Here is a 24,220-nt window from a genome sequence, read left to right on the forward strand (position 1 = left end):
GAGCAGGGGACTCTTAATCCCAAGGTCCAGGGTTCGACCCCCTGACGGCCCACCAAAGAACGCACAGGTCAGCGCTTCGGCGCTGACCTTTTTTGTTTACCGAAGAGCCGAATCATAACCGTCCGTTACCGTTCGCGTTTTACGCCCCCTGCCGTTTATGCGCGGCAGGGGGCGTTTTATGCATTTAACAGATAATAGACCTAGAGAACGCCGTTTTAGAGCGTCTCGGCGCTGCGACCGGTGCTATTAAACCGCCGTCCGTGCCGCCGCCCTCGACGATCTGCAGGGCGCGCCCGACCTGCCTGGCGGCCTTCTCGCGTTCCGCGAGGCCCGGTTTGATGTAATGACGGTAATCTGTCCCCAGGTCCGTATGTCCGTGCAAATCCATGATGCTCAGGGGGTCGACCTCGGTAGCCGCCATGATGGTCTCGGACGTGTGGCGCAGGGCCTTGGGCGGGATATACCGCAGGTCATGGCGTGTGCACATGCGCCGCCATGCGCGCACGAGATTGTCGCCGCGCATGTTCACGATCCGCTGGCCGCTCCACTCGCGAACCTGCTCCGTAACCGAAGTGCCGCCCTCGACGGTTATGGACGGGCGCAGCTCGTCCATGATCTGGTGCAGGCGCTCGCGGCCCGCCAATAAAACCGGCACGGTGCGCACGGAATGGGTGTTCTTAGTCTCCTTCACGCCGTCCTCGTCCGTGTACGCGCGGCAGACCTCGATGTACTCTGACACGGTCGGCTGGCCCGTTGCGAAGTCGTAGGTCGTGGTGACCTTGAGGTCGCACGGGCGCACCGCCAGTGCCTCCTCCTTGCGCAGGCCGCTCAGGCCGAGGATGAGGTGGGCGTTCATGACCAGGTCCGCGCGGTCGTCGCTGGCGGCGAGCCTGCGCAGCGCCTCGGCAGCCTCGGGGATGCTCCACGGCTCCACGGGCGCCTGCTTCGCCTTTGGCGCGATGACGCGGCGGCGGAAGGGCTCCACCGTCACCCAGCCGTCGTCGAAGGTCCGGCGCATGGCGGCGCGCAGGGTCGTCTTGGTCTTGGCCGGCACGCCCGAGCGCTCGATGCAGCTGCGCATCATGTCGTGCGTGATCTCGGAGATGTCGATACTCCCCAGGACGGGGGAGACGTAGTTCTCCATCTGCCCGTCGTGCTCGCGCAGGCTCGCCTTCGAGCGCGGCTTGCCGCGGTTGCTGGGGGAGTCGCGGAAAACTCCCCAATAATACACATCAAGCGTGACACCCGCGTGCGTGGCCTGGGACACGCCGAGCTCGCGGACGAGCTGGGCGATGTCGATATCGGCCCCGGTCTCGGTGCCGTGGACGGTGCGCGACGCGCGCCGCACGTGCCCGTCTGCGCGGAAGCCCGCCTGCACGCGGATGACCCACTTGCCTGGCGCGACCTCTCGCTTGGAGCCGAGTTTCGACCTTGAAGTATCGTTGGCTGCCATATAATGGTCCTGCCTTTCCCTTTTGCCGGAGGGCATACGCCCCGTGCGGATCCGCCAAGATTGCCGCACGGGGCTTTTTGTTTGCATTGAGGCCGACTATGCGATTGCGTGGCGCTTGGGCCTGCCCGAGCGGGGCGTGTCGGTCAGGCGCGCCGCTATGCTCTCCACGGTCACGTAGGTGCGGCGGCCCTTGCGGTAGCCCGTGAGGATCCCCGAGTCGAGCATGTGGGTGATCCTGCCGGGGGAGACGGAGAGCCTGCGCGCGGCCTCGGCCGCCGAGACCGTCTCGCCCTCCACGATGTATCCCTCGTCCGTGGAGAAGGCGACCATCATAGAGAGGCCGCCCTCTGCGGGCTCGTTGAACTCGGGCTCCGGCACGGCGAGGCCGTCCCTCACGAGCGCGGCCACGTAGGTGCTCGCCGCGTCCACGGCCTGCTCGGCGGCCTCGGCAATCGTGTCGCCGCAGGTGAAGCATCCCGGTAGCGAGGGAAACTCCACGTCGTAGCCGCCGTCCTCGTCGGGCGTGAGCACCGCCTGGTAAACGTATGTCTTCATATCTTTCGACCCCCAAGGGGGCGGGGCTAGAGCCACCCCGCCGTCTTAGCTATCTTCCGGTACGTCCCTATCGGTATCTCCTTCTTGGAGGTGGGAACGCTGATCTGGACCCCGTCCTTTCGCGCGACCACGTGGCTGCCCTTGCCGGTGTAGAGCGTCCAACCTTCCTTCTTGAACCGCTTGAGCACCTGCGCGGGCTCTTGCTCCTTGGGCATCTCTCCTCCTTCCGACAATTTAATTATAAACAGTTGATAGTTATGAATCAAGTAAACTAGCAAGTATTTATAGTTTTATACGGCCCACACGGCCCGGTTAAGATTGCTGTGTGGGACTTTAGTTAAATCAGCGGCTGGTTTTTTGGCGCTGTCTTCTTGTCATGGACCTTTACGATCTCGTAGCGTTCGTTCATGTACGTGTTGAGGTCCTTGTTGTAGCGCTTCGTGATCTTCATGTCGGCGATAAGCACGTCGCCGATTCCGAAGCTGTAGTCGGAGAAATGGTCGAAGAAGTCGGTATCGGATATGTTCGCGGAGATGGGGACGCCGTTCCAGCCGAAGCGCCACATGCTCTTCGTCGATTTCCTTAGCACGACTTTGAGCAGGGATAGGGGCTGTTCGATCGAGATGACCGTCTTGGTGTCGGCTCCCTCGTAGAGCGGGGCGGCGGCCATGTACTGGAAGTCGTCGCGATTAGCCTTGAAGTGCGCGCCTTCGGGTTTCGGGTCGATGATCTCGAGTGACTCGATCTCGGGGCGGCTCTCGAGCTCCTTGAAAGAGTTGACGATAGATTTCGTAGCGCCGGGGTTCCCCGTGTAGATGTTGTACGTGTTCTGGTTGACCGTCATCTTCTCGGCGTTCGATGCCACGACGGTCACACGGTTCTTCCCGGACTCGATCGTTGCGGCCTCTTCCTTGCCGTTCTTGCCGAGGAAGGAGAGCAGCTTATACAGCTCCGTTGCCGTCGCGACCACCTGCGGGAGGATGGGTGCGGCAGCGGAGGCGAAGTCGATCATTCCCTTTATGGAGTCGGTGACGAGCTTGAGGTCGACCTCCAGGCATCCGGGCCTCGTCTCGCCGATGCGGATGTCGAGCGCCTGGGACGCATCGATATCCCCACACGCCGCCTGCATGGCGCTCGCATAGCCGAGGACGGTCCTCGTGAACGTATTGATGTCGACGCTGTCGATATTTCCGCCGAATTTGACGATAACGTTTGTCTCGTCCATCTTTATTCTCCACATCCGAATCACCTCGGTGGATGATTCTATCCTCTCGTTGGGATGCTCATAAACGAAGGAAGGCGGCCGCCCCCTGGGACAGCCGCCTTCCTTCCGGACGCGGGCCCCGTGGGGTCCCCGCGTCAATACCGCTGTCCAAATTACCGTTTGCCGTCGGCGCGGTCAAGCCGTCTCCCATTTTCGCGACCCCACGAAAATGGGGAATAACTGGCGCTTTGTCGGCCATCGTACTGCCCGTTACGCCTTGCCGTTCAGGCGCTTCACCATCCGCTCGAAGTCGTTCTCGTAGGTCTTGTCCTGGAGCTTCTGGAACTCGTGGAAGCGCTCCTTGGCGATCTTGTCCGCCGTCTTCTTGTTGCGGTTGCCAAGGCCCTTGAGCACCTCGCGCCCGCTGAATGTCAGGAAGCCGTCGAGCAGGCGCTCGCAGTCCTCCATGCTCGTCAGGATGTGCCGCTCGGCCCTGTCCTCGAGCGTGTCGAGCAGTATCGTGACGAGGCGGTTCAGCTGCCTGATCTCGTCCTCGGACAGGTAGTTCTTGGCTACGGTGACGTCCGAGGAGTGGATGCGCCCCTCGGGGCCACCCTTCCATGACGTGAGTCCCATGTTGGGCTTGGACGGGTCGGAGCGCCCCTGGACGATCTCGGCCGCGGTGTGCCCGGTGACGGCGTAGTGCATCTTGTTCTGGACCGCGGCGTAGAAGTTCTTGGCCATGGTCGAGTCCCTGTCGTAGTCGAAGCTGCACTCCTGGAAGATGTCGGTGATCTTGAGCCATACGCGCCGCTCGCTCGCGCGGATGTCGCGGATGCGGGCGAGCAGCTCGTCGAAGTAGTCCTTGCCGAAGGGCCGGCCGTTCTTGAGCATGTCGTCGTTGAGGACGAAGCCCTTGGTGATGTACTCCCTTAGGGTAGCCGTCGCCCATTGGCGGAAGCGGGTCGCGCGCATCGAGTTGACACGGTACCCGACGGCGATAACGGCATCGAGATTGTAGTAGGTTTTCGGTCTGCCGCCCTTTGGGGAGGTTTTTCCGGAAAAACCGGAAAAACTAGTTGAGCTGGCCTTTTGTAGTTCCCCGCTGGCGAAGATATTGACGAGATGCTCGGAAATCGTCGAGACGGAGACGTCGAACAGCTCGGCCATCGCCGCCTGTGAGACCCAAAGGGTCTCGTCCTTGTAGTAGACCTGTACCGGCACGTTTGCCCCCTCGGACTGGTACAGGATTATCTCGGCCTGAATGGGGTCTTCCATATCTCTTCCTCTCTGGTCGGCGGGCTACGCGTTATTCGCCTTCATCATGTGGTAGCTACATGCCTAAAGAGGATACGCGACCGCGAGGACATAAAAGGGTCTATATCACGGATATGATGGCGTTTCTTTTCTAGCACAATTTCAATGGTGCTAAAGTCCGCCGTTGGGCTCAATAAATATCGAGAAGCTGTGTTCTGCTCTAGATGGGTGCTCAGCCTAGTCTGCGCGATAGTGCGATCCGAGACTTTCGGTTCGTTTGCGCATGGCTTTGACCATTTCCTGTGCTAGTTGAATCTGCGATTGCAGGCGGGCGAGGGCTGCGACTTCGCTGTCGTTGGCATGCGGTTTATTTAGAGCTGTGGCATCATCTTGCAGGCTTTCAAGCTCTTGCAGCGCCTTGGAAAGGCCAACTTCGGTCCTGTTGATCATGCAATAGGTACTTATCGTGTGCTTAAGGCTGCGTGTCAGGCGCTCGGCGTCTGTTGTGGCAATGCCGTACTGGGGGAGGGCGATATCCGCCTTCAGGGATGCCTCAGGCTCTTTCTGCGCTGCAAGGGCTGCCGATGCGCCTGCGATGCGTCCGAACACGATGCCGTTGGCGCTCGACAGGCCACCAATGCGGTCGGCGCCGTGCATGCCTCCTGTCGCCTCGCCGCAGGCATAGAGGCCTTCGACGCCCGTGAAGGCTGTCTTATCGATCTTGATACCGCCGTTGGCAGCATGGGCATACATCGCTACGCGCATCTCATCGGTCGGCGCGATTCCGTGCTCGTCCTGTAGCCAGGTGGCAAAGGTCTGCACAAACTCGGGGATGTCCTCGCGGGGGAAGTCGTAGTGGAGCGCCAGGCCCTCTGCACCTGCCTGATCTATGACGAGGTCGATGGCGCGGGAGGCCAAGCGCGAGGTGAAAGGACCATATCCAGAGCGCTGCTCGAGCAGGTCGTCCAGCTTGTCGTCGGCAATATCTGCCGGCTGGTCTACATGTACGTAGCGCCAGGTTTTCTCGTTGAAGACCAGGTTGCGCTTGGGCTCGATGAAGCCGGGCATCATCTGCATGAACTCTATATTAGTAAGGGACGCACCGTGCGCCAGCGCGATGGCCTGTGATGAGCTGAGCACATCAGCCGATGTAAGGCTGCGCTCGAACAGGCCGCCAGTGCCACCGGCTGCGATGATCGTGGCCTTGGCAGCAAAGGGCACGATTCGATCTTTGGTGAGGTCGTAGAGCACGGTTCCGGTGATTCTGCCGTCCGTATCTTCAACAAGGTCGATAAGCTCATGGCGGGGTAGCAGGCGAATACCGAGCGACTCGATCCGGTTCGCCAGAGCGTCCTCAAGGGGCTTGCGGGTGAGGCCGCGCCACATGCGCGTCTTGTGGTCAAAGCAGGGGATAAACTGCTTTTGCTGAGCGCTTTCGGCGCTTTGCGGACGCTGAAGTTCAACACCTAGATCCTGCTCGAGCCATTGGATGGCCTGAGGAATACCGTGGACGAACGTCTGGACGAGCTCGGGGTCGGCGACACCGCCGCCGACGGTCTGGATGGTGTCGATGAGGTCTTGTTCGTCGTCTTCGTTAACGGGTCCGATAAGCCCTAAGCCCCAGGTTCCGGGGAAGAAGCTCGATCCACTCATAGTCTTGCCGGCGCTTGTCACAGTGACGGTTGCACCCGTGCGTGCCGCTTCGATGGCGGCGCAAAGGCCCGCAATGCCAGATCCAATTACCAGTACATCAGTCGATTCCATCGGATTCCTTTCTCGTTCGGCGCATTGTCGCACGGGTGATCGGCAATGGGGCCGCAAAGACTCGGCAAATCGGTAAAGGGCAAATATGGCAGGTGGGCGTCATGGACGTTCTGACGCTTTGTCTCATCACATCTCGTACTTCGCCCCAACTGATATATTGGCATTAGCTACCCTGCGACAGCGCAAACAAAAAGAGCCGCTACCTCGAAAGGTAGCGGCTCCAAAGCTCAACTATTTGAGCATCGCGCGGGCGCGATTAGGCCTTGAGGGCCTCCTCGACGGCGACAGCGCAGGCGACGGTGGCACCGACCATGGGGTTGTTGCCCATGCCGATGAGACCCATCATGTCAACGTGCGCAGGCACGGAGGAAGAACCGGCGAACTGGGCGTCGGAGTGCATACGGCCCATGGTGTCGGTCATGCCGTAAGAGGCAGGGCCGGCGCCCATGTTGTCCGGGTGCAGGGTACGGCCAGTGCCGCCACCAGAAGCGACGGAGAAGTACTTCTTGCCAGCCTCGATGCGCTCCTTCTTGTAGGTGCCAGCGACGGGGTGCTGGAAGCGCGTGGGGTTGGTGGAGTTACCGGTGATCGAGATGTCGACGTTCTCGTGCCACATGATGGCAACGCCCTCGCGGACGTCGTCGGAGCCGTAGCAGTTAACGGCAGCGCGGGGACCATCGGAGTAAGGGATGGTCTCGACGACCTTGAGCTCGCCCGTGTAGTAGTCGAACTGGGTCTTCACGTAGGTGAAGCCGTTGATGCGGGCGATGATCTGGGCGGCGTCCTTGCCCAGACCGTTCAGGATAACGCGCAGCGGCTTCTTGCGAGCCTTGTTGGCGTTCAGAGCCAGGCCGATAGCACCCTCAGCGGCAGCGAAGGACTCGTGGCCGGCCAGGAAGGCGAAGCACTCGGTGTCGTCGGAGAGCAGCATAGCGCCCAGGTTGCCGTGGCCCAGACCGACCTTGCGGTCCTCGGCGACGGAGCCGGGAACGGTGAAGGCCTGGATGCCCTCGCCGATGATGGCGGCAGCCTCAGAAGCGGTCTTGGCGCCACGCTTGACAGCGAGAGCGCAACCGAGGGTGTAGGCCCACTCGGCGTTCTGGAAGGCGATGGACTGGGTGTTGTTGACGATCTCACGCGGGTTGAAGCCCTTGTCGGTGCAGATCTGCAGAGCTTCCTCGAGGGAGGCGATGCCGTTGTCGGCGAGGCACTTGTTGATCTTGTCAGCGCGGCGCTCGTAACCTTCGAACGTAACAGTCATAGTTATTTCCCTCCCTTTCTACTCGTGAACCGGGAACACGCTGGCGACGGAGTGAGTCTCCTCGTCGGTGCGCGGGTCGATGTACTTGGCAGCGTTGTCCCACTGACCATAGTGGCCCATAGCGCCAGCGATGGCCTCCTCGGGGGTCTTGCCGGCCTTGACGGCGTCGGTGAACTTGCCGAGGTTCAGGAACTCGAATGCGATGATCTCGTTCTTGTCGTTGAGAGCCATGCGGGTGACGTAGCCCTGGGCGAGCTCGAGGTAACGAGCACCCTTGGCCTTGGTGCCGAACATGGTGCCGACCTGAGAGCGAAGGCCCTTGCCGAGGTCGTCGAGGGAGGCGCCCACGGGCAGGCCGCCCTCGGAGAACGCGGTCTGGCTGCGGCCGTAAACGATCTGCAGGAAGATCTCGCGCATAGCAACGTTGATGGCGTCGCAGACGAGGTCGGTGTTGAGGGCCTCGAGGATGGTCTTACCGGGAAGGATCTCGGAAGCCATGGCGGCAGAGTGGGTCATGCCCGAGCAGCCGATGGTCTCAACGAGGGCCTCCTCGATGATGCCGTCCTTGACGTTCAACGTGAGCTTGCAGGCGCCCTGCTGAGGTGCGCACCAACCCACACCGTGCGTAAGACCGGAGATGTCGGAAATCTCCTTAGCCTGGACCCACTTGCCCTCCTCGGGGATGGGTGCGGGGCCGTGGTATGCACCCTTGGCAACGGGGCACATGTTCTCCACTTCCTGTGAGTACTGCATGCCTCTCCTCTCTATCGTGTTGGCGTCCCGTCTGGGGGTCGTGGCTGGCGATTGCCGGGCGACCCTTCGAAAGGGACATGACATGCAGCCCCTATAATACCGCGAAATGCACGGAATATTCGGCGAACGGCTCAGTTTTCGTAGCGAGAAGCGCGGAACTTTTTATTGAAGCGATTTAACTTAGCATTTTGTGGTCGCGTAGTTGTCTGAAGGGGGTCAGTCTTGGGCAAGCTTTTGGTCAGCTTTTGGAAACGTTATGACGTTTGACCTGTCGCTCCGTTGCCGCTCGCCGTCTATTTGATGCCTTTGGCCGCGCCGGGGTGTCATTTTGCGTGGATGTTTTGATGGGGCGCTTCAATCGTGCTGTATTGGATGGTAAGCAGATCCCGGCGAAGGGAGCGCCATGCAGCGCGTTTGGAGAACGGTTACCGGCTTTTACCACGTCTGTGCCCGCGGTACGGGCAAGCAGCTCATCTTTGAGTGTGACGATGACCGGTGGGAGTTTTTGGAACTGATGCGCGACTGCTGCCGCGAGGCCGGGGTGACGGTCGTTGCGTGGTGTCTTATGGGCAACCACGTACACCTGGTGCTTGCGGATTACGAGGACAGAATGAGCGCGGCGATGCACCGGCTGCTTTTGACCTATGCTCGTCGGTTCAATAAACGCACGGGGCGCACGGGCCATCTGTTCCAGAACCGCTTTGATCGTCGCTCGCTTGATACCGACCGGTATCTGATGGCGGCGATTCGCTATGTGCATGCCAATCCGCAGGAGGCGGGGATTGCCCTTATCGAGCGCTATCCGTGGAGCAGCTTTGCCGAGTATCTGCGAGCGTATGACAACGATGTTGCAAAGAGCTTCTCTGATCCTTCTTGCGTGCTTGAGCTCTTTGGCTCTGCCAAGGGGTTTGTCGACTACTCGCTGTCGATACCCGATGGTTCCGATCCGGTGATTCACGATATGGATGAGACGGAATGGGAGCGGCATGCGTTTGCCGACAAGGTGACGAAGCGCCTAGGCGTGCCGCTCAATGGGCTCAAGACCGTGCCGCCTTCGCGGCGCGATGGAATCATTTTCGCCCTGCACGATGGCGGCTATACGGTGCGCGAGATCGAGCGGTATACGGGAATTAGCAAGAGCACCGTTTCTCGAATCGTGCGCGCCTATGCGCAGGTGAGAGCACAGGCCGAGGGCTCGAAATAGAAAATGGCCGAACCGCCCTTGTCAAGCGATTCGGCCAACAAAATTCTTAAGATTTGGGACAAATACTACTGATTATTTTGTCCCGTGAGCATGCCGTCGAGGGTGCGCCAGGCGAGCTCGGCGCATTTGACGCGGGCGGGCATGTGCGAGATGTCCTGGAGCTGGGCGGCTTCGTCCAGGTCTTCCAGGTCCTCCTCGGAGAGCTTCTCGCCGCGGATCATGGCGAGGAAGAGCTCTGCCAGGCGGTGAGCTTCCTCGACGGTCTCGCCGGTGATGAGGTCGGCCATGATGTCGGCACTGGCCTGGCTGATGGCGCAGCCGTGGCCGGTAAAGGAGGCCTCCTCGATCACGTTGTTCTCGACGCGCAGCTGCAAGGTGAGCTCGTCGCCGCAGCTGGGGTTGATGCCGTCGTGCTCGTGCGTGGGGGCGTCCATCTCGTACTTATAGTCGGGGTGCGAGTTGTGCTCCATAAATGTGGTGGAGGTGTACAGATTACCCATTGAACGTGCTCCAAACGTGATGCAGGCCGGCGATGAACTTGTCGATGTCGGCCTTGTCGTTGTAGAAGGCTACGCTGGCGCGGCAGCAGGCAAGGTTCTCGACGCCCAGCCAGGTGAGCAGCGGCTGCGCGCAGTGGTGGCCGGCGCGGATGCAGACGCCGTCCATGTCCATGATGCTCGCGACGTCATGCGGGTGGATGCCCTTGACGTTAAAGCTCACGACGCCGTGGTGGTTGTCCCAATAGATGGAGCCGATGATCTGGACAAAGTCGAGCTGCATGAGCTCGCCCATCAGATAGTGGACGAGTGCCTGCTCGCGTGCCTGGATGTTCTCGTAACCCACCGTGTTGACCAGGTAATCGAGTGCGGCGCCCGTGGCGAAGATGCCGGCGGCGTCCTGCGTGCCGGCCTCGAACTTCTCGGGGACGGGAGCCCAGACGGCGTCCTGCTCGGTGACCGAATCGATCATCTCGCCGCCGGTAAGCATGGGCGGCATGGCGTTGAGCAGGTCCATCTTGCCCCACAGCACGCCGATGCCCATGGGGCCCATGGCCTTGTGCGCACTAAAGGCAAAGAAGTCGGCGCCCAGGTCGGCCACATCGACCGGCATGTGCGGCAGCGACTGCGCGCCGTCAACGACCAGATAGCCGCCGTACTTGTGCACGAGCTTGCCGAGATTCTTGACCGGGTTCTCAACGCCCAGAACGTTTGAGACCTGTCCCACGGCCAGGATCTTGGTCTTGGGACCCACCTTGGCAAGAACCTCCTCGGTGGTGAGCTGGCCGGTCTTGGTGGGGTAGAGGTAGACGAGCTTGGCGCCGGTCTCGCGGCAGACCTGCTGCCACGGAATCAGGTTGGAGTGGTGCTCCATGATGGTGATGACGACCTCGTCGCCCGGTTCGAGCACTGTGGGCGCAAAGCTCTTGGCGACCAGGTTGAGCGACTCGCTCGTGTTGCGGGTGAAGACGATCTCGTTGGCCCGTGAGGCGCCGATGAGATCGGCGATCTGTTGGCGGACCTTCGCGATGGCATCGGTGGCTTCGACGGACAGCGAGTACAGGCCGCGCAGAGGGTTGGCGTTCATGCGCTGGTAGAAGTCGCGCTCGGCGTCGAGCACACAGGCAGGGCGCTGCGCGGTGGCGGCGCTATCGAGGAAGGCAATCTCGGGGTGCTGCTGGAACAGCGGGAACTGGCCTTTGTAGGGGTTGGTCTCGATATCTACGGTGGGCCAGCCGCGCGAAGCCTCGTCGCTGGCGTCGAGCTCCATGGGCTCGGGGGCAGTGCAGGTGTCGCATTTAACGTGCTCGGTGTCGATCATGCGAGCTCCTCTTCAAAGTTGTCGATCAGGTTGTTGCCTAGGCGGACGACGGCGGCGCGGGTGCGCTCGTCGGTGGCGGAAAGCGCGGCGTCCTCCAGCTTGGCGCGGATGAACAGGTCCTCGGCGGCGTTTTGGTCAAGGCCACGGCAGGCGAGGTAGAACAGCTGCTCGTCGCGGACGTGACCGATGGTGGCGCCGTGGTTGCCGGCGACGTCGTCCTCGTCGCAGAGAATGACGGGAACGGTCTTGTTGTCGACGCCCTTGTTGGCCAAAAGCACCGTCTCGCGCTCGGTGCCGGTTGCGCCCTTGCAGCCGTGCACGAGGTCGATGGTGCCGCGGTAGACCTTCTTGGACGTGCCGGTCAGCACGCCGTTGGCGTCGATCTCGCACTCGGTCTTGCGACCGCGGTGGCGCAGCTCATAGTTAAAGTCGCGCACCTGCTCGCGGGCGCCCAGGTAGTCAGTATCGATGGTGACCTTGGCGGTATCGCCCAGCAGGTCGCCGGCAAGGCCGGTGGCGCTGGCGCCGGCACCCAGGACGGTGTGCTGCACGTTGACGCGCGCGCCCTCGTCCAGGAACAGACCGGTGTCGTCGAGCGCGATCCAGCTATCGTCGAGCGTCTGCGTGCAGGTCACGTTGACGATGGCGTACTCGTGGGCGCAGACGCGCAGCACGGAGCCCACGACACCCTCGCCAGCAACGGGGGAGTCCAGGGCGATCTGCAGGTCGAGCGTTGCCTGCGGGCGGGCGACGACGTCGATGGCGGCGATGGCCGCGGCGGCATCGATACCGCTCACGCGCACGGTAACCGTGGCGTGCTTGTATGCGGGCACATCGATGACGATGCGCTTGGTAGCGTGCTCGGCCAAGTAGGCGTAGGCAGCCTCGCCCATGCCGGTTTCGAAGGCTCCAGCGGGGGAGAGCTCCTCCTCGAGCTTGATGGCGCCGGCCTGGTAGACAGAGGTGGCGGGCACGTCGAGCTCGGTCTCGGGCGTGATGCGGGCGCGGTCGGCGGCGTCTCCAGGGGCGGAGGCGCGGCGCTCGGGGAAGCGCTCGGCCATGGCGTCCATAGCGGCGTCGAAAGCGTCGGCGGAACCGGCAACGGCCTCGTCCAGCCCCTCGACCTCAACGGCATCGGCGGGCGCGGCGGCAAGCTCAGCAGAAAGCTCAAGCTTGGTCTGGTTCATCTTGAGCCAACCCCAAGTGGCAGCAGGCATCGCATTAACCTGCTCGAGCGTGGTAGCAGCGGTGTTCGTGGTCTGTTTCATTATCCGATCGCTCCTTCCATCTCGAGCTTGATCAGGTTGTTCATCTCGACGGCATACTCCAACGGCAGCTCCTTGGAGACCGGGTTGGCAAAGCCGTTGACGATCATGGTGCGGGCCTCTTCCTCCGAGATGCCGCGGCTCATCAGGTAGAACACCTTGTCGTCGCCGATGCGGCCGATGGTGGCCTCGTGGCCGATGTCGACGTTCTTGGCGCGGATGTCCATGGCCGGGATGGTGTCGGATCGGCTCTGGTCGTCGAGCATGAGCGACTGGCAGCTCACGGTTGCCTTGGAGCCCTCGGCCTTGGGCGTGGCCACGATGGAGCTGCGGAACGTCTGGATGCCGCCGCTCTTGGAGATACCCTTGGTCTCGACCGTTGCCGAGGTCTCAGGCGCGTTGAGCACGACCTTGCAGCCGGTGTCGAGGTTCTGACCGGCGCCGGCAAAGGTGATGCCGGTAAAGCTCGAGCGGGCGCGGCGGCCATTGAGCACGCTCATGGGGTAGAGGTAGCCCACGTGGCTGCCGAAGGAGCCGCTGATCCACTCGATGTCGCCGTCCTCGTCCACGCGCGCACGCTTGGTGTTGAGGTTGTACATGTTCTTGGACCAGTTCTCGATGGTCGAGTAGCGCAGGTGCGCACGCTTGCCCACAAAGAGCTCGACGGCGCCGGCGTGGAGGTTTGCCACGTTGTACTTGGGCGCGGAGCAACCCTCGATAAAGTGCAGGTCGGCATCGTCCTCGACGATGATGAGCGTGTGCTCAAACTGGCCGGCGCCCTTGGCGTTGAGGCGGAAGTAGCTCTGCAGCGGGAAGTCCAACTTGGTGCCCTTGGGAACGTAGACAAACGAGCCGCCCGACCACACGGCGCCGTGCAGGGCCGCAAACTTGTGGTCGGTGGGCGGGATGAGCGTCATGAACTTCTCGTGGATGAGCGGTTCCCACTGCGGGTCGTGCAGGGCTTCCTCAATACCGGAGTACACGATGCCCATCTTGGACGCGGTGTCCTGCATGTTGTGGTAGACGAGCTCGGAGTCGTACTGAGCACCGACGCCTGCCAGGTAGCTGCGCTCGGCCTCGGGGATGCCCAGGCGCTCAAAGGTGTTCTTGATGTCGTCGGGCACCGACTCCCAGTCGTGCTTTTGGTCGGTGTTGGGCTTGACGTAGGTGACGATGTTATCCATGTCCAGGCCCTCGATGGAGGGGCCCCACGTCGGATCCGGGAAGCGGTTGAAGATTTCGAGGGACTTTAAGCGCAGGTCGAGCATCCACTGCGGCTCGTCCTTTTTGGCGCTGATCTCGCGCACGATGTCGGGCGTGATGCCGGCGTCGAGGCGCTCGAATCCCTCCTCGCCATAGGTGAAGTCGTAGAGGCTGCGGTCGATGTCCGCGACCTCGGTGCGGTTCTTGGTCATTGCGTCGCCCCTTTACGCCTGCTGCTCGGCAGCGGCAGACTCGGCCTGGGCGCGCTGCTCGGCGGCCTCGCGCTCGAAGGTCTCAAAGCCGTTCTTGTCGATCCAGGGGATGAGCGAGGCGTCGTCCTCGCGCACGATGTGGCCCTTGACCATAACGTGGACGCGGTCGACATCCAGGTGCTCCAGGATGCGCGTGTTGTGTGTGATGATGAGCATGGAGCCGTCGCAGCTCTTGCGGTAGGCGTCCATGCCGTGGCTGACGGTGGACAGGGCGTCGACGTCCAGGCCGGAGTCGGTTTCGTCCAAGATGGCGAGCTTGGGCTGCAGCAGCAGGAGCTGGAGCATCTCGACCTTCTTCTTCTCGCCGCCCGAGAAGCCCACGCCCAGCTCGCGGTTGAGGTAGGCGGTGTCCATGTTGAGCTCGGCCGCGAGCTCCTTGACGCGACGGCGGAACTCCTTGCCCTTCATCTCCAGGCCGGGGCGGCCGGCGATGCTGGCGCGCAAAAAGCTCGACAGCGGCACGCCCGGAATCTCGACCGGGGCCTGGAAGCTCAGGAACAGGCCGGCGCGCGAACGCTTGTCGGTGGTGAGCTCGGTGATGTCCTGGCCGTCAAAGACGATGCGGCCGTCGTTGACGGTATAGACGGGGTCGCCCATGACCAGGTGGCCGAGGGTGGACTTGCCGGCGCCATTGGGTCCCATCAGCACGTGGGTCTCGCCGGCGGCGACGTTGAGGTTGACGTTGTGGAGGATGGTCTTCTCGTCCACGGAGGCGGTCAGACCTTCGATGGAAAGCAGCGGATTTGCGCTCATGCTGTCCCTCTCTGTATATGGTGTACTCATAGGTGTACTAAACCCTAGGAATCTTCTCGGAATAAAGTTACTATGGGTTCGGCGTTAGTCAAGGGAAAACCCGACTAATCCACTCGACTTTTCAAATTCTGGGACAAAATAACCTGTTGTGTTTGTCCCACTTACTTAAGATTTGGGACAAACAAACCTGGTTATGTTGTCCCAGATGCGATGGGAGGGTAGGTATGCTCATTTCTTCCAAGGGCCGCTATGCCCTCCGGCTGATGATCTATATCGCGGCGCTCGGTGACGCCGAGGGCAAGATTGCTCTGCGCGAGGTTGCCGACCGCGAGCATATCTCGCAAAAGTATCTGGAGCAGCTGGTTCGTCCGCTTATGAAGGCGGGCCTGCTTAAGAGCGTGCGCGGCAAGGGCGGCGGCTACATGATGGCCAAGGACCCGGCCGAGGTGCGTGCTGGCGACATCCTGCGCGCTGTCGAGGGCAGCACGGCGCCCGTGGCGTGCGACGGCATCGACAACAGCTGCACCCGCAGCGATCTTTGCTCGACCGTCAAGTTCTGGCGCGGTCTGGACGACGTGATCGAAAAGTACGTCGACGGCGTGACGTTGGCCGACCTGGCCGCCGTCCCCGAGATCAATTTTGACATCAAGCTGTAAGGGCTGGCTTTCGTGAAGTCGTACGAAGCCTTTGGTTCGCGTCTGGCGCTGCTGGAGACAGCTCGATTCCAAGATTTCGACAACGACTATGTTGTCTCCGGATGCGCGTATATCTATGAGCAGGTTTTCGGTATCTCACTTACGCTCCTTAAGCGTCTGCTCGAGTATGAGGGCGCCACGCTTGCCGCGTCGGGGTCTCCTCGTGCCATCTTGAAGGAGTCGTACCGATTCTACGACTTTATTGATGAGGCGGCCTGGCTAGACATGCTCAGAGACCGCAATACGAACGTCCATATCTACGACAACAAGCTCGCTCAAGATTTGATTCAACGCATCTTGAACGTCTATATCCCCGCTTTCTGTCAGTTGAGGGACGGGCTGATGGAGCGATACGGCGAGCTTCTGATGGCGCCCGACGACCAGTTTGTCTAATTCCTTAAGATTTCGCGGAAGGTTGTTGCCGTTTACCGACGGGTTGTTGTGCAACAACGGGCGAGCTGCAATACTTTTTTTATCTTTGCAAACTGAACTTTAACTACACCAATGCAGGGAGGATCTTATGCAGCCCAAGCATTCTGCTATTGTCGCGGGCCTGACGCTGGCGCTTTCGTTTGGCGCCGTTACCGCACCCGCGCCCGCCGCTGCCGAGGAGCCCACGCCGGGCGTTGCCTCGGATGCCACCGATATCGATAAGGGTCTCTACACCCAGCAGTCCTTCTCGGGCGTGCTGAGGTCGGTCCAGGGCGTTTCGTTTGTCAACGTGACTCCCGAGATGAAGTACTTTACCAAGTACGAGAGCCATGGCAACTATAATCAGGGCTTTTCGTATGGCGACGGCTATAACGCGCTGGGTTATTACCAGTTCGACCGTCGATGGTCGCTCATTCCGTTTATGAAACAGGCCTACAACTACAACCCCGAAAAATACAGCATGCTCAAGGATGCGATTGATCGCGGCAGCGAGATTTCCAACGCGAACAACCCCATGTACGAGAACGGTCAGCTCACCGAGTTGGGCCATATCGCTCAGGATGCCTTCCAAGGTGCGTACAACACCGATCCTGTTGAGTTCTCAGCACTTCAAGATGCCTATGCGTACAACTCGTACTATGCGGTGACCGAGGCGTGGCTCAAGAGCGGCCTGGGTATTGATATTTCGGGCCGCGCCGATTGCGTCAAGGGCATGGTGTGGAGCATTACCAACATGTGCGGCACTGGTGGCTGCAGGGACTTTTTCCGCTGGGCGAATCTTTCCAACGATATGTCCGACCGCGAGTTTGTGACGGCGCTCTCCAATAGTGTGGTCAACAATGTCGCCACTAAGTTTTCGAGTCAGCCCCAGTATCATGAGGGCTGGAAGAATCGTTATAAGAATGAGCTGAAGGACTGCTTGGCTTATATCGCCGAGGACGAGGCAGCCGCTGCGACGCCCGTGCAGCCCGAGCCTACGCCGGCGCCCTCGCCGACACCTGATTCGAATGACGACTCGAGTGACGATCCCAACGATGACAGGATGGATGCGCCCTCGACCGATGCTGACGGTAATGGCTCTGCTGGTGGCACTACCAACGACGGCTCTACCTCGAACGGCTCCGATTCGAACAGCTCTGCTGCGGGCGATTCGCCTTCAAGCTCTGCCGGCAATACGGACAGCGACGCTTCTGGTTCGACCGGCGCTGACACCTCTAACTCATCTACCGGCTCGAGCGATTCGTCCGTTGACACCGGCTCTAACAACGGCTCCGGCTCTGACACGACCCCTGATTCCGATGCTTCCAAGGACGACTCGAATAAGGCGCCGGACGCTCCCGCTGCTTCGCCGGACAAGAAGCCTTCTTTCTCCGAGCAGCTTGGTTCTACGCTGGGTTCTTCGCTGATGGCTGGCGTCAATAACGGCTCGGCCCAGAACAAGGACAACTCTGATCAGGTTTCCACGGAAAAGACCGAGGCCGCAAGGGACGACTCCAAGGACAAGGCTTTCGAGAAGAACGAATCTGATAAGGGTTCTAGCTCTGAGGAGAAGGACGACAAATCCGCTCAGAAGAAGGACGAGAGCAAGACCGAGGGCGAAAAGAAACAGCCCGAAGACGACGACAAGAGCGGTGCTGACAACCAGGTCCAAGAGCAAAATGACTCCAAGACGGTGACCACTACAACCACGACGACTACAACGACCAAGTCATCTGGCGGTAACATGCCCAAGACGGGCGACCTTATCGTTATGGCGAGCCTTGCCAGTGCAAGCTTGGCCACACTGGGCGCTACGTCTATCGTAAGTGGTAAGCATAAGCTCGATCAGCAGAAGAAAGCTTCCGGGGAGGACGGCTCGGAGGAGTAGCCTCTTGGTTGCTAGATAACTAAAGAGTTGGGACGGGGTCCGGTGCGAACGCATCGGGCCCCGTTTTGTTGTGCAACGATTAGTTATGCCCCCTCACACCTCTTGTTGCTACCGTTGCCCGATATGGTCGCGCGGCGTCGTCGGTACGCGCGAGGCGGTCATTACAATTGGCATCGTGCAGCGATTTAGGGGGATCGTTTTGGTGTCTGAACAGGCAAATGTTGATTGTGCTGCTGGCTTTGGCGTGCGCTTGATCGGCTGTGCCGACGATGCGGTTTTGCCCATTGGCATGCACGACTATGCGGAGGCCCTTGGTTGCTGCATGCTGGTTGACAAGACCATGTTTATTGCCGATGTGTTGGACTGCGACGCGTCCGTTGTGGTGTGCTGTCGACCCGAGGGTTTTGGCAAGAGCATGAACTTGTCGATGCTCAGGGCTTTTCTGGAGCGTCCAGCGGTCGGTCGCTCTGGTCAGCGTTTGTTTGCCGATGCTCAGATTTGGGATGCGAACGGCGGGCGCTATCGGGATGAGTATGCTTGCTATCCGGTGATATCGCTGGACTTTTCTGGCGCTGCGAGGCGTGGCCCCGCTGTTGCCGGCGTCGTGCGCGATGCCCTTTCGGGCGAGTGCGCTCGCTTGTTGGCGCTCTTGGAGGCTCCGGATTTAGCTCGAGATAAGGTGCGTCACATCGAACGTGTCGCGCGTGGCGTGGCGAGCGCGGACGAGGTTGACTCGGTGCTCGGTGTGCTCATAGAGCTGCTGGAGATTGCCTGCGATGAGCAGGTTGTATTGCTCGTTGATGGGTACGATGCGGCGTGGTCTCGCCGTGCGAGCGCGAGGGACGCTTCCGACGCCGATCCGGCAGAACTACTTGACCGTGTGCTGTTTGACGCCATTGCCACTGCGCGCGATTCGTTGCGGCTGACGTGTCTGATGGGGGAGTGTCCCGGCCCTGCTGAAGCGGCGCTTTCTTCGCGCGGCTGCTCGTATTGTCTGACGACGCCGCTGTCGGCGTGGTGTGACCGATGTTTCGGTTTTTCGGATGCCGAGGTCGAGGCTCTGCTGAATCATGCTGGGCGCGAGGAATACCTGGATGATGCGCGTGAATGGCTCGAGGGATATCGGTTTGGTAGGGCCTATTGCTCGAGTCCAGCGCGTGTGATCGGTTTTCTGGACCGAGGCTGCACGGCGCCTGTGCGCGCCGATCTGTATGGATATGCCGATTGCCTGAGTAGGGTAGTTGCCGGGTGGAATCTCGACCGCCTTTCGGTCTTGTTTGATTTGCTCGAGGCCCATGGGTGCGCTGAGGTCCCGCTTTGTTTGGGCACTGCAGAGCCAGATGTCTCGCCTGACGATGGCATGTGGACAGCGCTGTATCTGTCCGGTTTTCTCACGACGGATATGACTGAGGAGCCAGAGCATGGCGATCGCCTCCGTGCTTTGCGATTGCCCAATAACGAGCTTCGCCAGGCCTTGCGTCTAGTGATTATTGAGTGGTTTGAGTGCGCTGCAGAAGACATTCGAGACGTCGATGCGTTTCGCGACGGGCTGTGCCATGGGAACGAAGATACCGTGAGGCGGGCGCTAAGCCGCATCTTGGGAGATGCGGGAATCGGTGCGACCGACCCAGATACACCGCTGCCATATCACCTACTCTTGCAAGGACTCTGCTTTGGATTGCCGGGCTATGCCAATCCTGCTTCGAGGCGAAAGCGTGGCGCGGGTCGCTGGGACATCCAGGTTTTTCCTACGGGCGCCGTGTTCGACATAGCCGATACGATCGGTATGCTCGATGAACGTCCGCTGATAACGATCAGCATGATGTATGACCCCGGTGTGGATGCGCTGGGCCTGGAATTGCTGGCCGTGCAGTCGCTGCTCGACATAGAGCGCGACGGTATCGACGAAATCCGTGTGCCGCGACCCGGCGTTGGCCGCATGCGCTGGGGGTTTGGGTTTGATGGGCAGCATGTGGCTACGGTGTGCCAGCGGCTTTAAGCGCCGAGGTGTTTCCGGCTTCCGTTACTCGGTGTCCTTCATGGGCGGCATGGGCTTCCAGTTGGGATCCTTGATGATCTTGCGGGCGTCCTTCATGCCGCGGCGCAGCGCCGGAATGCCGGTCTTAAAGCACTTATCGACCGCAGCCAGGCGAATGAATTCCTTGCAGAAGGTCGCGGCATTGCCCAGACGGAACAGCACAGGGTGGTAGTCGCCGTAGATCTGCATATAGCGTGCCAGATAACCGCGGTTGCGCATGATGTAGTAGCGGTTGGTGTCGCTCGTGGAGTTGAGTTGGCGCTTACCGGCGATGTCCCAGTTGGAGACAGCGCGGGCGCGCTTGAGCACCACGTCGGCAACAACGGCGGCGGGGAAGTGCTGGCTGGCTACGTAGCCGTAGCAGGCATCGTCGCCGTAGATAAAGAAGCGCGCGTCGGGCAGGCCAATCTTGTCGACCACGCGGCGCGAGAACATGCCGCCCTCAAAGCACAGTTGGTTCATGGTGCGGTAGCCCTCGGGGCCTAGATCCCACTTAGCGATGGGGTTAGGGATGCCGAGTGAAAGGATGAGCTGGTACTGCCAAAAGAAGGCGCCGCCGTCAAAGTCTAGGCGCGAACCCTGGATGACATCGTAGCGGTCGGTCCACTTGGCAAGACGCTCGATGCCTTCGGGGATGACGAGCACGTCGTCGTCCATCACCCAGAACCACTGGGCGCCCAGGTCGTAGGCGCATTTGGTGCCAGCGGAGAAGCCACCTGCACCGCCGCCGTTTTCGAGCTGTGGTGCGTAGATGACGCGGTCGGTGCCGCCCTTCGCGTCGGGCTGTTCGATGTCGGTGCCCCACAGGTTGGCCAGGCGCTCGTTGAATGCGGTGCACATGGCCTCGGTCTCGCGCGAATTCTCGTTATCGACAATCACGATGCGCCAGGGCGTTGCCGTGAGCTCGGTCATGGAGTCGAACAAGTTGGCCAGGAGTTCCTGGCGCTTGTACGTAACGACGACAATGGCGAGCTTATCGATGGGAGCGGGAAGGGTTGAAGGCATGGGGCAATATATCCTTTCACGCGCGGCGGGCGAGTGCAGCGCGGAAGCTATCGAATACGTCCTTGGGACTGTCCTATTGTAAAGGCTCGGCGCACCTTGGCGGCAAGCTTTGAATAAAACGCAGGAACCTGCCACGGCTGTAGCGGCTTTAGCGTCTGACGGCAGCGTGTCTATTGCCTCTTGAGCTTGCGTTCGATAAGACTTCTAGCTGCATCGATGATGAGAAGTGCCAGAGCAAAGACGATGCTAATGACGATACCCGTGACGATACATATAGCTGCCGGGCTGTTTTGGCTGATCAGTATGTTTGCGAGCAACGTATTGAAGACGGGACGCCACAGGCTACTGGTGAGCGACTGCATCACATAGAAACCAAGCGTGGCGGTCGATAAGGTGACGATGACACCTGCGGTCCGTGGATTGCCTGAGGCCCTGCGCCGGGTCGCCGCAAAGAGCAGAGAGGCGGCAGCGAGGGCAAACGAGATCAACGAGGTTGATTTGTTGGAGAGGACTGCCATCGCCGTGAGGTTGCCGGTGAAGGAGAGTGCTCCTTCCAGGATGGTGGCGAGCGCCAAAACCGTTACGAGCGAGCGCATGCCCAAGGCGCCCGCCCTGTCCGAATCCATGGCGTCGGTTACGTCGCAGAGCAGTCCGCCGATCAAAAACGCGATAACGTACGTGACGGCGCTCATGAGTTTCTGGAGCCAAGAAAACTCACCGCCGCTTGTCGCACTCATGGCGGCCAAATACCCGTTAACAATAAATGCGAGGATGCCAACGGCGATGACCGTCGTCGTGTAGCTCTTCTGGGAGAGTCGACTCTTAGCCAGTCCAAACCATGGCGTCATGAAGACCGTGGCGGCATAGACCCAGATAAACTCAAGGCCCAGCGTGTACCAGTAGTGCGTGTTGAGGGTAACATCGGGAATGGGGGAGACGACCGTGGACCACGCGAGTGCCACGAGGCAATAAAACGCAGTGGGCATAACGACCTTGCCCAGGCGCTGCGCCGTCCGTTGCATTTGCGACTTCCACGTTGCTCCACCGTCCCAAGCACGCGCGGCCGAAGCGATGAGAAAATAGACCGAGATCATAAAGAAGACCTCGTTGGCCCAGCAGCCAAGCAAGTTAATGAACCCCAGCAGTCCCGAATAGGGGAAGGCGGCGAGCGGTGCATATTCCGGCACGCTGATGCAGACGGCCTGGAAGGTCCACTGAAACGTGTGGAATACCGCGATGCCAGCGACCGCTACCAAGCGCAGCGCTTCGATGGAGGTGTTTCTGCTTGTTTTGCTGCCCATCAGACTATTTTCCAGCGCGTGCGTTGTATGAACCAAAGTGCGATGTGATCATTTTTAGAGTTTGCTTGGGCCCCTTGTTCCATACGTTATACAGGCCCTCGCCCACGAGGTCCTTGGCGTATGCGCAGTAGCTGATTTTAGGGTTGGCGATGCCCATATACTCGGCATAGAGCTTTTTGGCCGCAGGGGTAATGCGAGGATTGGCAAATACCAGCTCTTGCGGCATGCGTTCGAACATCCTGTGGATCGCCCGCTCGATTTCGGGGTGGCCATCAATTCCGGTGTGCTCAATCATGATGCCCATATAGGTGAAGCCACGTGTGATTTGGGGTGTCCAAACGGCGGGGTCGGTGACGTTGAGCCGCTCAAGAATATCGACCATGTCGTTCCAGCGATTAAACGGCATCAAGGGGTCACGCTTGGCCAGAGCTGCCGCCTTTTCGGGTGTTTCCTCGCGGTAGCAGTAATACGGCTTGGGCCAGTAAGCGATGGCCTTTGCCTGGCATAGCGTTTCGACGAGGAATGGATTATCGGCCCAACCTGCACCGGGGATTTCCTTAAACCAGATATTGTTTTGCATCAGGAAGTCGCGACGATAGATTGCCGACCAAATGGACGGATGATGGGCCAGCAGATGTGGAGCGTCGTGAATGGTGAACGGTTGCCGAGACGGTTTGATGCGACCACGATATGCGCAATGTAGTTTGACCTCTTGGGGGGTATCGGGGTTGCGAATGATCCAATACGGGGTCTCAATAATATCGAGCTTGTTCGGACCGCCAAATTCGCGCTTGGCAAAGGCAAACATGTCGGAGTACATTCCGGGCTCGATCCAGTCATCGGGCTCGAGGATGGCAATCCAGTCGCCCATTGCCTCGCGAATGCCCAGATTGCAGGTTGCGCCGTAACCCTGGTTTGCCTTATCGATCACTCGAACGCGTGAGTCGCGCGCAGCGAAATCTTGCATAATGGCGAGCGAGTTGTCGGTGGATCCGTCGTTGATGGCGAGGATTTCCAGTTCGATTTTGTTTTCGTTTAATAGGCTGCCTATAGCCTGAGAAAGATACGGCTCGGCATTGTAAGTAGGCACGATTACGGTCAGCATTCAAACACTTTCTCTAGGCGATTTGGAAGAATTATACCTAATTGCATTTGCAACGGTTTTAGTTGCGTTCGCCTAATACTGCCAAGGGCTGCACGACTATTGCTGACGCTGCGCCTGTAATGGATGTCAGCGATCGGCTGCAATAAAAATGTCGGCAGTGGCGAGACGGTTGTCCTTCCCATTCTTGCTCGTTATGGGACCGATCGATTGTGGACGCGGACTGAACCTAAAGACCAATCGTTGCCCAACAGGACGCGTGGGTTCGAAGGTGCCCTACAGGCATCTTCGAACGATGCACGTATGAATGCATGGTTTAAATCTCAATCCATTTGGGAGTAGCAGAATAGGCGTGACAGCGCACTGTTCTCTGCGGTTAAAAAGGCACCGGCCTCATGTTTTGATGCCGCTGCTTCTACCGTGGACGCGATGGTCGATTTTGATGCCGAACTCGGCCAGCTGGTGTTTACATATAAGCACTGCCGATGGTAGTTACCATCGCGATAGGATTCACTCTATGAGCGACGGATATCGTGGCACGTCGAGCCTTTTTGCGGACATCGCATATCGCATGGCGATGTTGAACCCCGCACTAGGGGATCGTGTGCTCAAGACGCCGGGCGTGGTAATGATTGACGAGATCGACCTTCATTTGCACCCTCGTTGACAGGCACGAATTCTGGAGGACCTCGTTCGCATCTTCCCCAACGTGCAGTTTGTCGTGACCACGCATTCGCCGGTTGTCGTGGCTTCAGTGCCTCGTGACAATATTTGCATTCTTGATGGCGAGACCACGTCGGTTCCTGCGACGGAGACACACGGACGTGATGCGGGAGACATTCTCAACACTGTTTTAGATGCTTCCTCGCGTCCCGAGGAAGCAGCCCATTTGTTCGATGCATTTAACCGTGCTGTAGACGAAGGACGTCACGCCGACGCTAACTGTGCGGGCTTGGCCCCCGTCCCCCCAATCTAGTAGACTCTAAACCGTTGCTAGATTAGGGGGATTTTCCATGAA

22 protein-coding genes are annotated in these 24,220 nt (G+C 59.9%); 6 read left to right on the forward strand and 16 right to left on the reverse strand.

Annotated features, from left to right (window positions below):
• Window positions 1-184: 184 nt before the first annotated feature.
• The 8 genes from I2G43_RS04035 to I2G43_RS04070 all read right to left on the reverse strand — a co-directional run bounded on the left by I2G43_RS04035 (window position 185) and on the right by I2G43_RS04070 (window position 8,247).
• Complete coding sequence (locus tag I2G43_RS04035; RefSeq protein WP_195535180.1) at window positions 185-1,453, reverse strand: tyrosine-type recombinase/integrase; 1,269 nt, start codon at window positions 1,451-1,453, stop codon at window positions 185-187.
• Between the two features lie 96 nt (window positions 1,454-1,549).
• A complete protein-coding gene (locus I2G43_RS04040; protein WP_195535181.1) occupies window positions 1,550-2,008 on the reverse strand; it encodes a type II toxin-antitoxin system HicB family antitoxin in 459 nt (152 codons plus the stop codon).
• 26 nt (window positions 2,009-2,034) lie between these two features.
• Entirely contained in the window at window positions 2,035-2,223 is a 189-nt protein-coding gene (locus I2G43_RS04045; RefSeq protein WP_152078921.1) for a type II toxin-antitoxin system HicA family toxin, read from the reverse strand.
• 122 nt (window positions 2,224-2,345) lie between these two features.
• On the reverse strand, window positions 2,346-3,233 hold the full coding sequence (locus I2G43_RS04050; RefSeq protein WP_195535182.1) for a hypothetical protein: 888 nt from the start codon (window positions 3,231-3,233) through the stop codon (window positions 2,346-2,348).
• Window positions 3,234-3,482: 249 nt separating this feature from the next.
• On the reverse strand, window positions 3,483-4,490 hold the full coding sequence (locus tag I2G43_RS04055) for a virulence RhuM family protein (RefSeq protein ID WP_195535183.1): 1,008 nt from the start codon (window positions 4,488-4,490) through the stop codon (window positions 3,483-3,485).
• A 216-nt stretch (window positions 4,491-4,706) separates the two neighbouring features.
• Complete coding sequence (locus I2G43_RS04060; RefSeq protein ID WP_195535184.1) at window positions 4,707-6,233, reverse strand: FAD-dependent oxidoreductase; 1,527 nt, start codon at window positions 6,231-6,233, stop codon at window positions 4,707-4,709.
• Between the two features lie 256 nt (window positions 6,234-6,489).
• A complete protein-coding gene (locus I2G43_RS04065) occupies window positions 6,490-7,494 on the reverse strand; it encodes a GGGtGRT protein (RefSeq protein ID WP_117790827.1) in 1,005 nt (334 codons plus the stop codon).
• 18 nt (window positions 7,495-7,512) lie between these two features.
• The gene (locus I2G43_RS04070) at window positions 7,513-8,247 is read right to left on the reverse strand and encodes an iron-sulfur cluster assembly scaffold protein (protein WP_022094816.1); all 735 of its coding nucleotides are present in this window, start codon (window positions 8,245-8,247) and stop codon (window positions 7,513-7,515) included.
• A 403-nt stretch (window positions 8,248-8,650) separates the two neighbouring features.
• On the opposite strand from I2G43_RS04070, the gene I2G43_RS04075 reads away from it, so the two are divergent.
• Window positions 8,651-9,451 carry a transposase gene (locus I2G43_RS04075; RefSeq protein WP_195535185.1) on the forward strand — a complete coding sequence of 267 codons (801 nt, stop codon included), beginning with the start codon at window positions 8,651-8,653 and terminating at the stop codon, window positions 9,449-9,451.
• 65 nt (window positions 9,452-9,516) lie between these two features.
• Here I2G43_RS04075 and sufU read toward each other — a convergent pair whose 3' ends face one another.
• The 5 genes from sufU to sufC are packed head-to-tail and all read right to left on the reverse strand — an operon-like array spanning window position 9,517 to window position 14,762.
• Window positions 9,517-9,951 carry a Fe-S cluster assembly sulfur transfer protein SufU gene (sufU, locus tag I2G43_RS04080; protein ID WP_195535186.1) on the reverse strand — a complete coding sequence of 145 codons (435 nt, stop codon included), beginning with the start codon at window positions 9,949-9,951 and terminating at the stop codon, window positions 9,517-9,519.
• A complete protein-coding gene (locus I2G43_RS04085) occupies window positions 9,944-11,269 on the reverse strand; it encodes an aminotransferase class V-fold PLP-dependent enzyme (protein WP_229071553.1) in 1,326 nt (441 codons plus the stop codon). Before I2G43_RS04085 ends, sufU begins: the two co-directional genes overlap by 8 nt.
• Window positions 11,266-12,537: a SufB/SufD family protein gene (locus I2G43_RS04090; protein ID WP_195535187.1), complete on the reverse strand. Its 1,272-nt coding sequence runs from the start codon at window positions 12,535-12,537 to the stop codon at window positions 11,266-11,268. The genes I2G43_RS04085 and I2G43_RS04090 overlap by 4 nt, the downstream gene beginning before the upstream one ends.
• Complete coding sequence (gene sufB, locus I2G43_RS04095; RefSeq protein WP_022094821.1) at window positions 12,537-13,949, reverse strand: Fe-S cluster assembly protein SufB; 1,413 nt, start codon at window positions 13,947-13,949, stop codon at window positions 12,537-12,539. The genes I2G43_RS04090 and sufB overlap by 1 nt, the downstream gene beginning before the upstream one ends.
• A gap of 12 nt (window positions 13,950-13,961) precedes the next feature.
• Complete coding sequence (sufC, locus tag I2G43_RS04100; RefSeq protein WP_117821353.1) at window positions 13,962-14,762, reverse strand: Fe-S cluster assembly ATPase SufC; 801 nt, start codon at window positions 14,760-14,762, stop codon at window positions 13,962-13,964.
• Between the two features lie 224 nt (window positions 14,763-14,986).
• Here sufC and I2G43_RS04105 point away from each other — a divergent pair, with 224 nt between their 5' ends.
• The 4 genes from I2G43_RS04105 to I2G43_RS04120 all read left to right on the forward strand — a co-directional run bounded on the left by I2G43_RS04105 (window position 14,987) and on the right by I2G43_RS04120 (window position 19,755).
• Complete coding sequence (locus tag I2G43_RS04105; protein WP_055310594.1) at window positions 14,987-15,418, forward strand: RrF2 family transcriptional regulator; 432 nt, start codon at window positions 14,987-14,989, stop codon at window positions 15,416-15,418.
• 12 nt (window positions 15,419-15,430) lie between these two features.
• Window positions 15,431-15,850: an HI0074 family nucleotidyltransferase substrate-binding subunit gene (locus I2G43_RS04110; RefSeq protein ID WP_195535188.1), complete on the forward strand. Its 420-nt coding sequence runs from the start codon at window positions 15,431-15,433 to the stop codon at window positions 15,848-15,850.
• Between the two features lie 127 nt (window positions 15,851-15,977).
• Complete coding sequence (locus I2G43_RS04115) at window positions 15,978-17,756, forward strand: hypothetical protein (protein WP_195535189.1); 1,779 nt, start codon at window positions 15,978-15,980, stop codon at window positions 17,754-17,756.
• 202 nt (window positions 17,757-17,958) lie between these two features.
• Window positions 17,959-19,755: an AAA family ATPase gene (locus I2G43_RS04120; RefSeq protein ID WP_195535190.1), complete on the forward strand. Its 1,797-nt coding sequence runs from the start codon at window positions 17,959-17,961 to the stop codon at window positions 19,753-19,755.
• A gap of 24 nt (window positions 19,756-19,779) precedes the next feature.
• On the opposite strand, the gene I2G43_RS04125 is transcribed toward I2G43_RS04120, so the two are convergent.
• The 3 genes from I2G43_RS04125 to I2G43_RS04135 form a co-directional block, all read right to left on the reverse strand.
• Complete coding sequence (locus I2G43_RS04125) at window positions 19,780-20,799, reverse strand: glycosyltransferase (RefSeq protein WP_195535191.1); 1,020 nt, start codon at window positions 20,797-20,799, stop codon at window positions 19,780-19,782.
• Window positions 20,800-20,969: 170 nt separating this feature from the next.
• A complete protein-coding gene (locus I2G43_RS04130) occupies window positions 20,970-22,100 on the reverse strand; it encodes an acyltransferase family protein (RefSeq protein ID WP_195535192.1) in 1,131 nt (376 codons plus the stop codon).
• Window positions 22,101-22,104: 4 nt separating this feature from the next.
• A complete protein-coding gene (locus I2G43_RS04135; RefSeq protein ID WP_118405878.1) occupies window positions 22,105-23,205 on the reverse strand; it encodes a glycosyltransferase family 2 protein in 1,101 nt (366 codons plus the stop codon).
• Between the two features lie 514 nt (window positions 23,206-23,719).
• Here I2G43_RS04135 and I2G43_RS04140 point away from each other — a divergent pair.
• Window positions 23,720-23,869 (forward strand): hypothetical protein, encoded by a 150-nt coding sequence (locus I2G43_RS04140; RefSeq protein ID WP_195535193.1) that lies wholly within the window; start codon window positions 23,720-23,722, stop codon window positions 23,867-23,869.
• Window positions 23,870-24,220: the final 351 nt, after the last annotated feature.

The organism is Collinsella aerofaciens (genome assembly GCF_015557435.1).
GTDB lineage: Bacteria > Actinomycetota > Coriobacteriia > Coriobacteriales > Coriobacteriaceae > Collinsella > Collinsella aerofaciens_Z.

Coding starts and splice junctions, on each gene's coding strand:
- I2G43_RS04140 (WP_195535193.1), top strand. CDS start 23,720: ATGAGCGACGGATATCGTGGCACGTCGAGCCTTTTTGCGGACATCGCA.
- I2G43_RS04105 (WP_055310594.1), top strand. CDS start 14,987: ATGCTCATTTCTTCCAAGGGCCGCTATGCCCTCCGGCTGATGATCTAT.
- I2G43_RS04125 (WP_195535191.1), bottom strand. CDS start 20,799: ATGCCTTCAACCCTTCCCGCTCCCATCGATAAGCTCGCCATTGTCGTC.
- I2G43_RS04060 (WP_195535184.1), bottom strand. CDS start 6,233: ATGGAATCGACTGATGTACTGGTAATTGGATCTGGCATTGCGGGCCTT.
- I2G43_RS04085 (WP_229071553.1), bottom strand. CDS start 11,269: ATGATCGACACCGAGCACGTTAAATGCGACACCTGCACTGCCCCCGAG.
- I2G43_RS04135 (WP_118405878.1), bottom strand. CDS start 23,205: ATGCTGACCGTAATCGTGCCTACTTACAATGCCGAGCCGTATCTTTCT.
- I2G43_RS04070 (WP_022094816.1), bottom strand. CDS start 8,247: ATGCAGTACTCACAGGAAGTGGAGAACATGTGCCCCGTTGCCAAGGGT.
- I2G43_RS04045 (WP_152078921.1), bottom strand. CDS start 2,223: ATGCCCAAGGAGCAAGAGCCCGCGCAGGTGCTCAAGCGGTTCAAGAAG.
- sufU (WP_195535186.1), bottom strand. CDS start 9,951: ATGGGTAATCTGTACACCTCCACCACATTTATGGAGCACAACTCGCAC.
- I2G43_RS04075 (WP_195535185.1), top strand. CDS start 8,651: ATGCAGCGCGTTTGGAGAACGGTTACCGGCTTTTACCACGTCTGTGCC.
- I2G43_RS04055 (WP_195535183.1), bottom strand. CDS start 4,490: ATGGAAGACCCCATTCAGGCCGAGATAATCCTGTACCAGTCCGAGGGG.
- sufC (WP_117821353.1), bottom strand. CDS start 14,762: ATGAGCGCAAATCCGCTGCTTTCCATCGAAGGTCTGACCGCCTCCGTG.
- I2G43_RS04035 (WP_195535180.1), bottom strand. CDS start 1,453: ATGGCAGCCAACGATACTTCAAGGTCGAAACTCGGCTCCAAGCGAGAG.
- I2G43_RS04090 (WP_195535187.1), bottom strand. CDS start 12,537: ATGAAACAGACCACGAACACCGCTGCTACCACGCTCGAGCAGGTTAAT.
- I2G43_RS04040 (WP_195535181.1), bottom strand. CDS start 2,008: ATGAAGACATACGTTTACCAGGCGGTGCTCACGCCCGACGAGGACGGC.
- I2G43_RS04115 (WP_195535189.1), top strand. CDS start 15,978: ATGCAGCCCAAGCATTCTGCTATTGTCGCGGGCCTGACGCTGGCGCTT.
- I2G43_RS04050 (WP_195535182.1), bottom strand. CDS start 3,233: ATGGACGAGACAAACGTTATCGTCAAATTCGGCGGAAATATCGACAGC.
- I2G43_RS04130 (WP_195535192.1), bottom strand. CDS start 22,100: ATGGGCAGCAAAACAAGCAGAAACACCTCCATCGAAGCGCTGCGCTTG.
- I2G43_RS04065 (WP_117790827.1), bottom strand. CDS start 7,494: ATGACTGTTACGTTCGAAGGTTACGAGCGCCGCGCTGACAAGATCAAC.
- sufB (WP_022094821.1), bottom strand. CDS start 13,949: ATGACCAAGAACCGCACCGAGGTCGCGGACATCGACCGCAGCCTCTAC.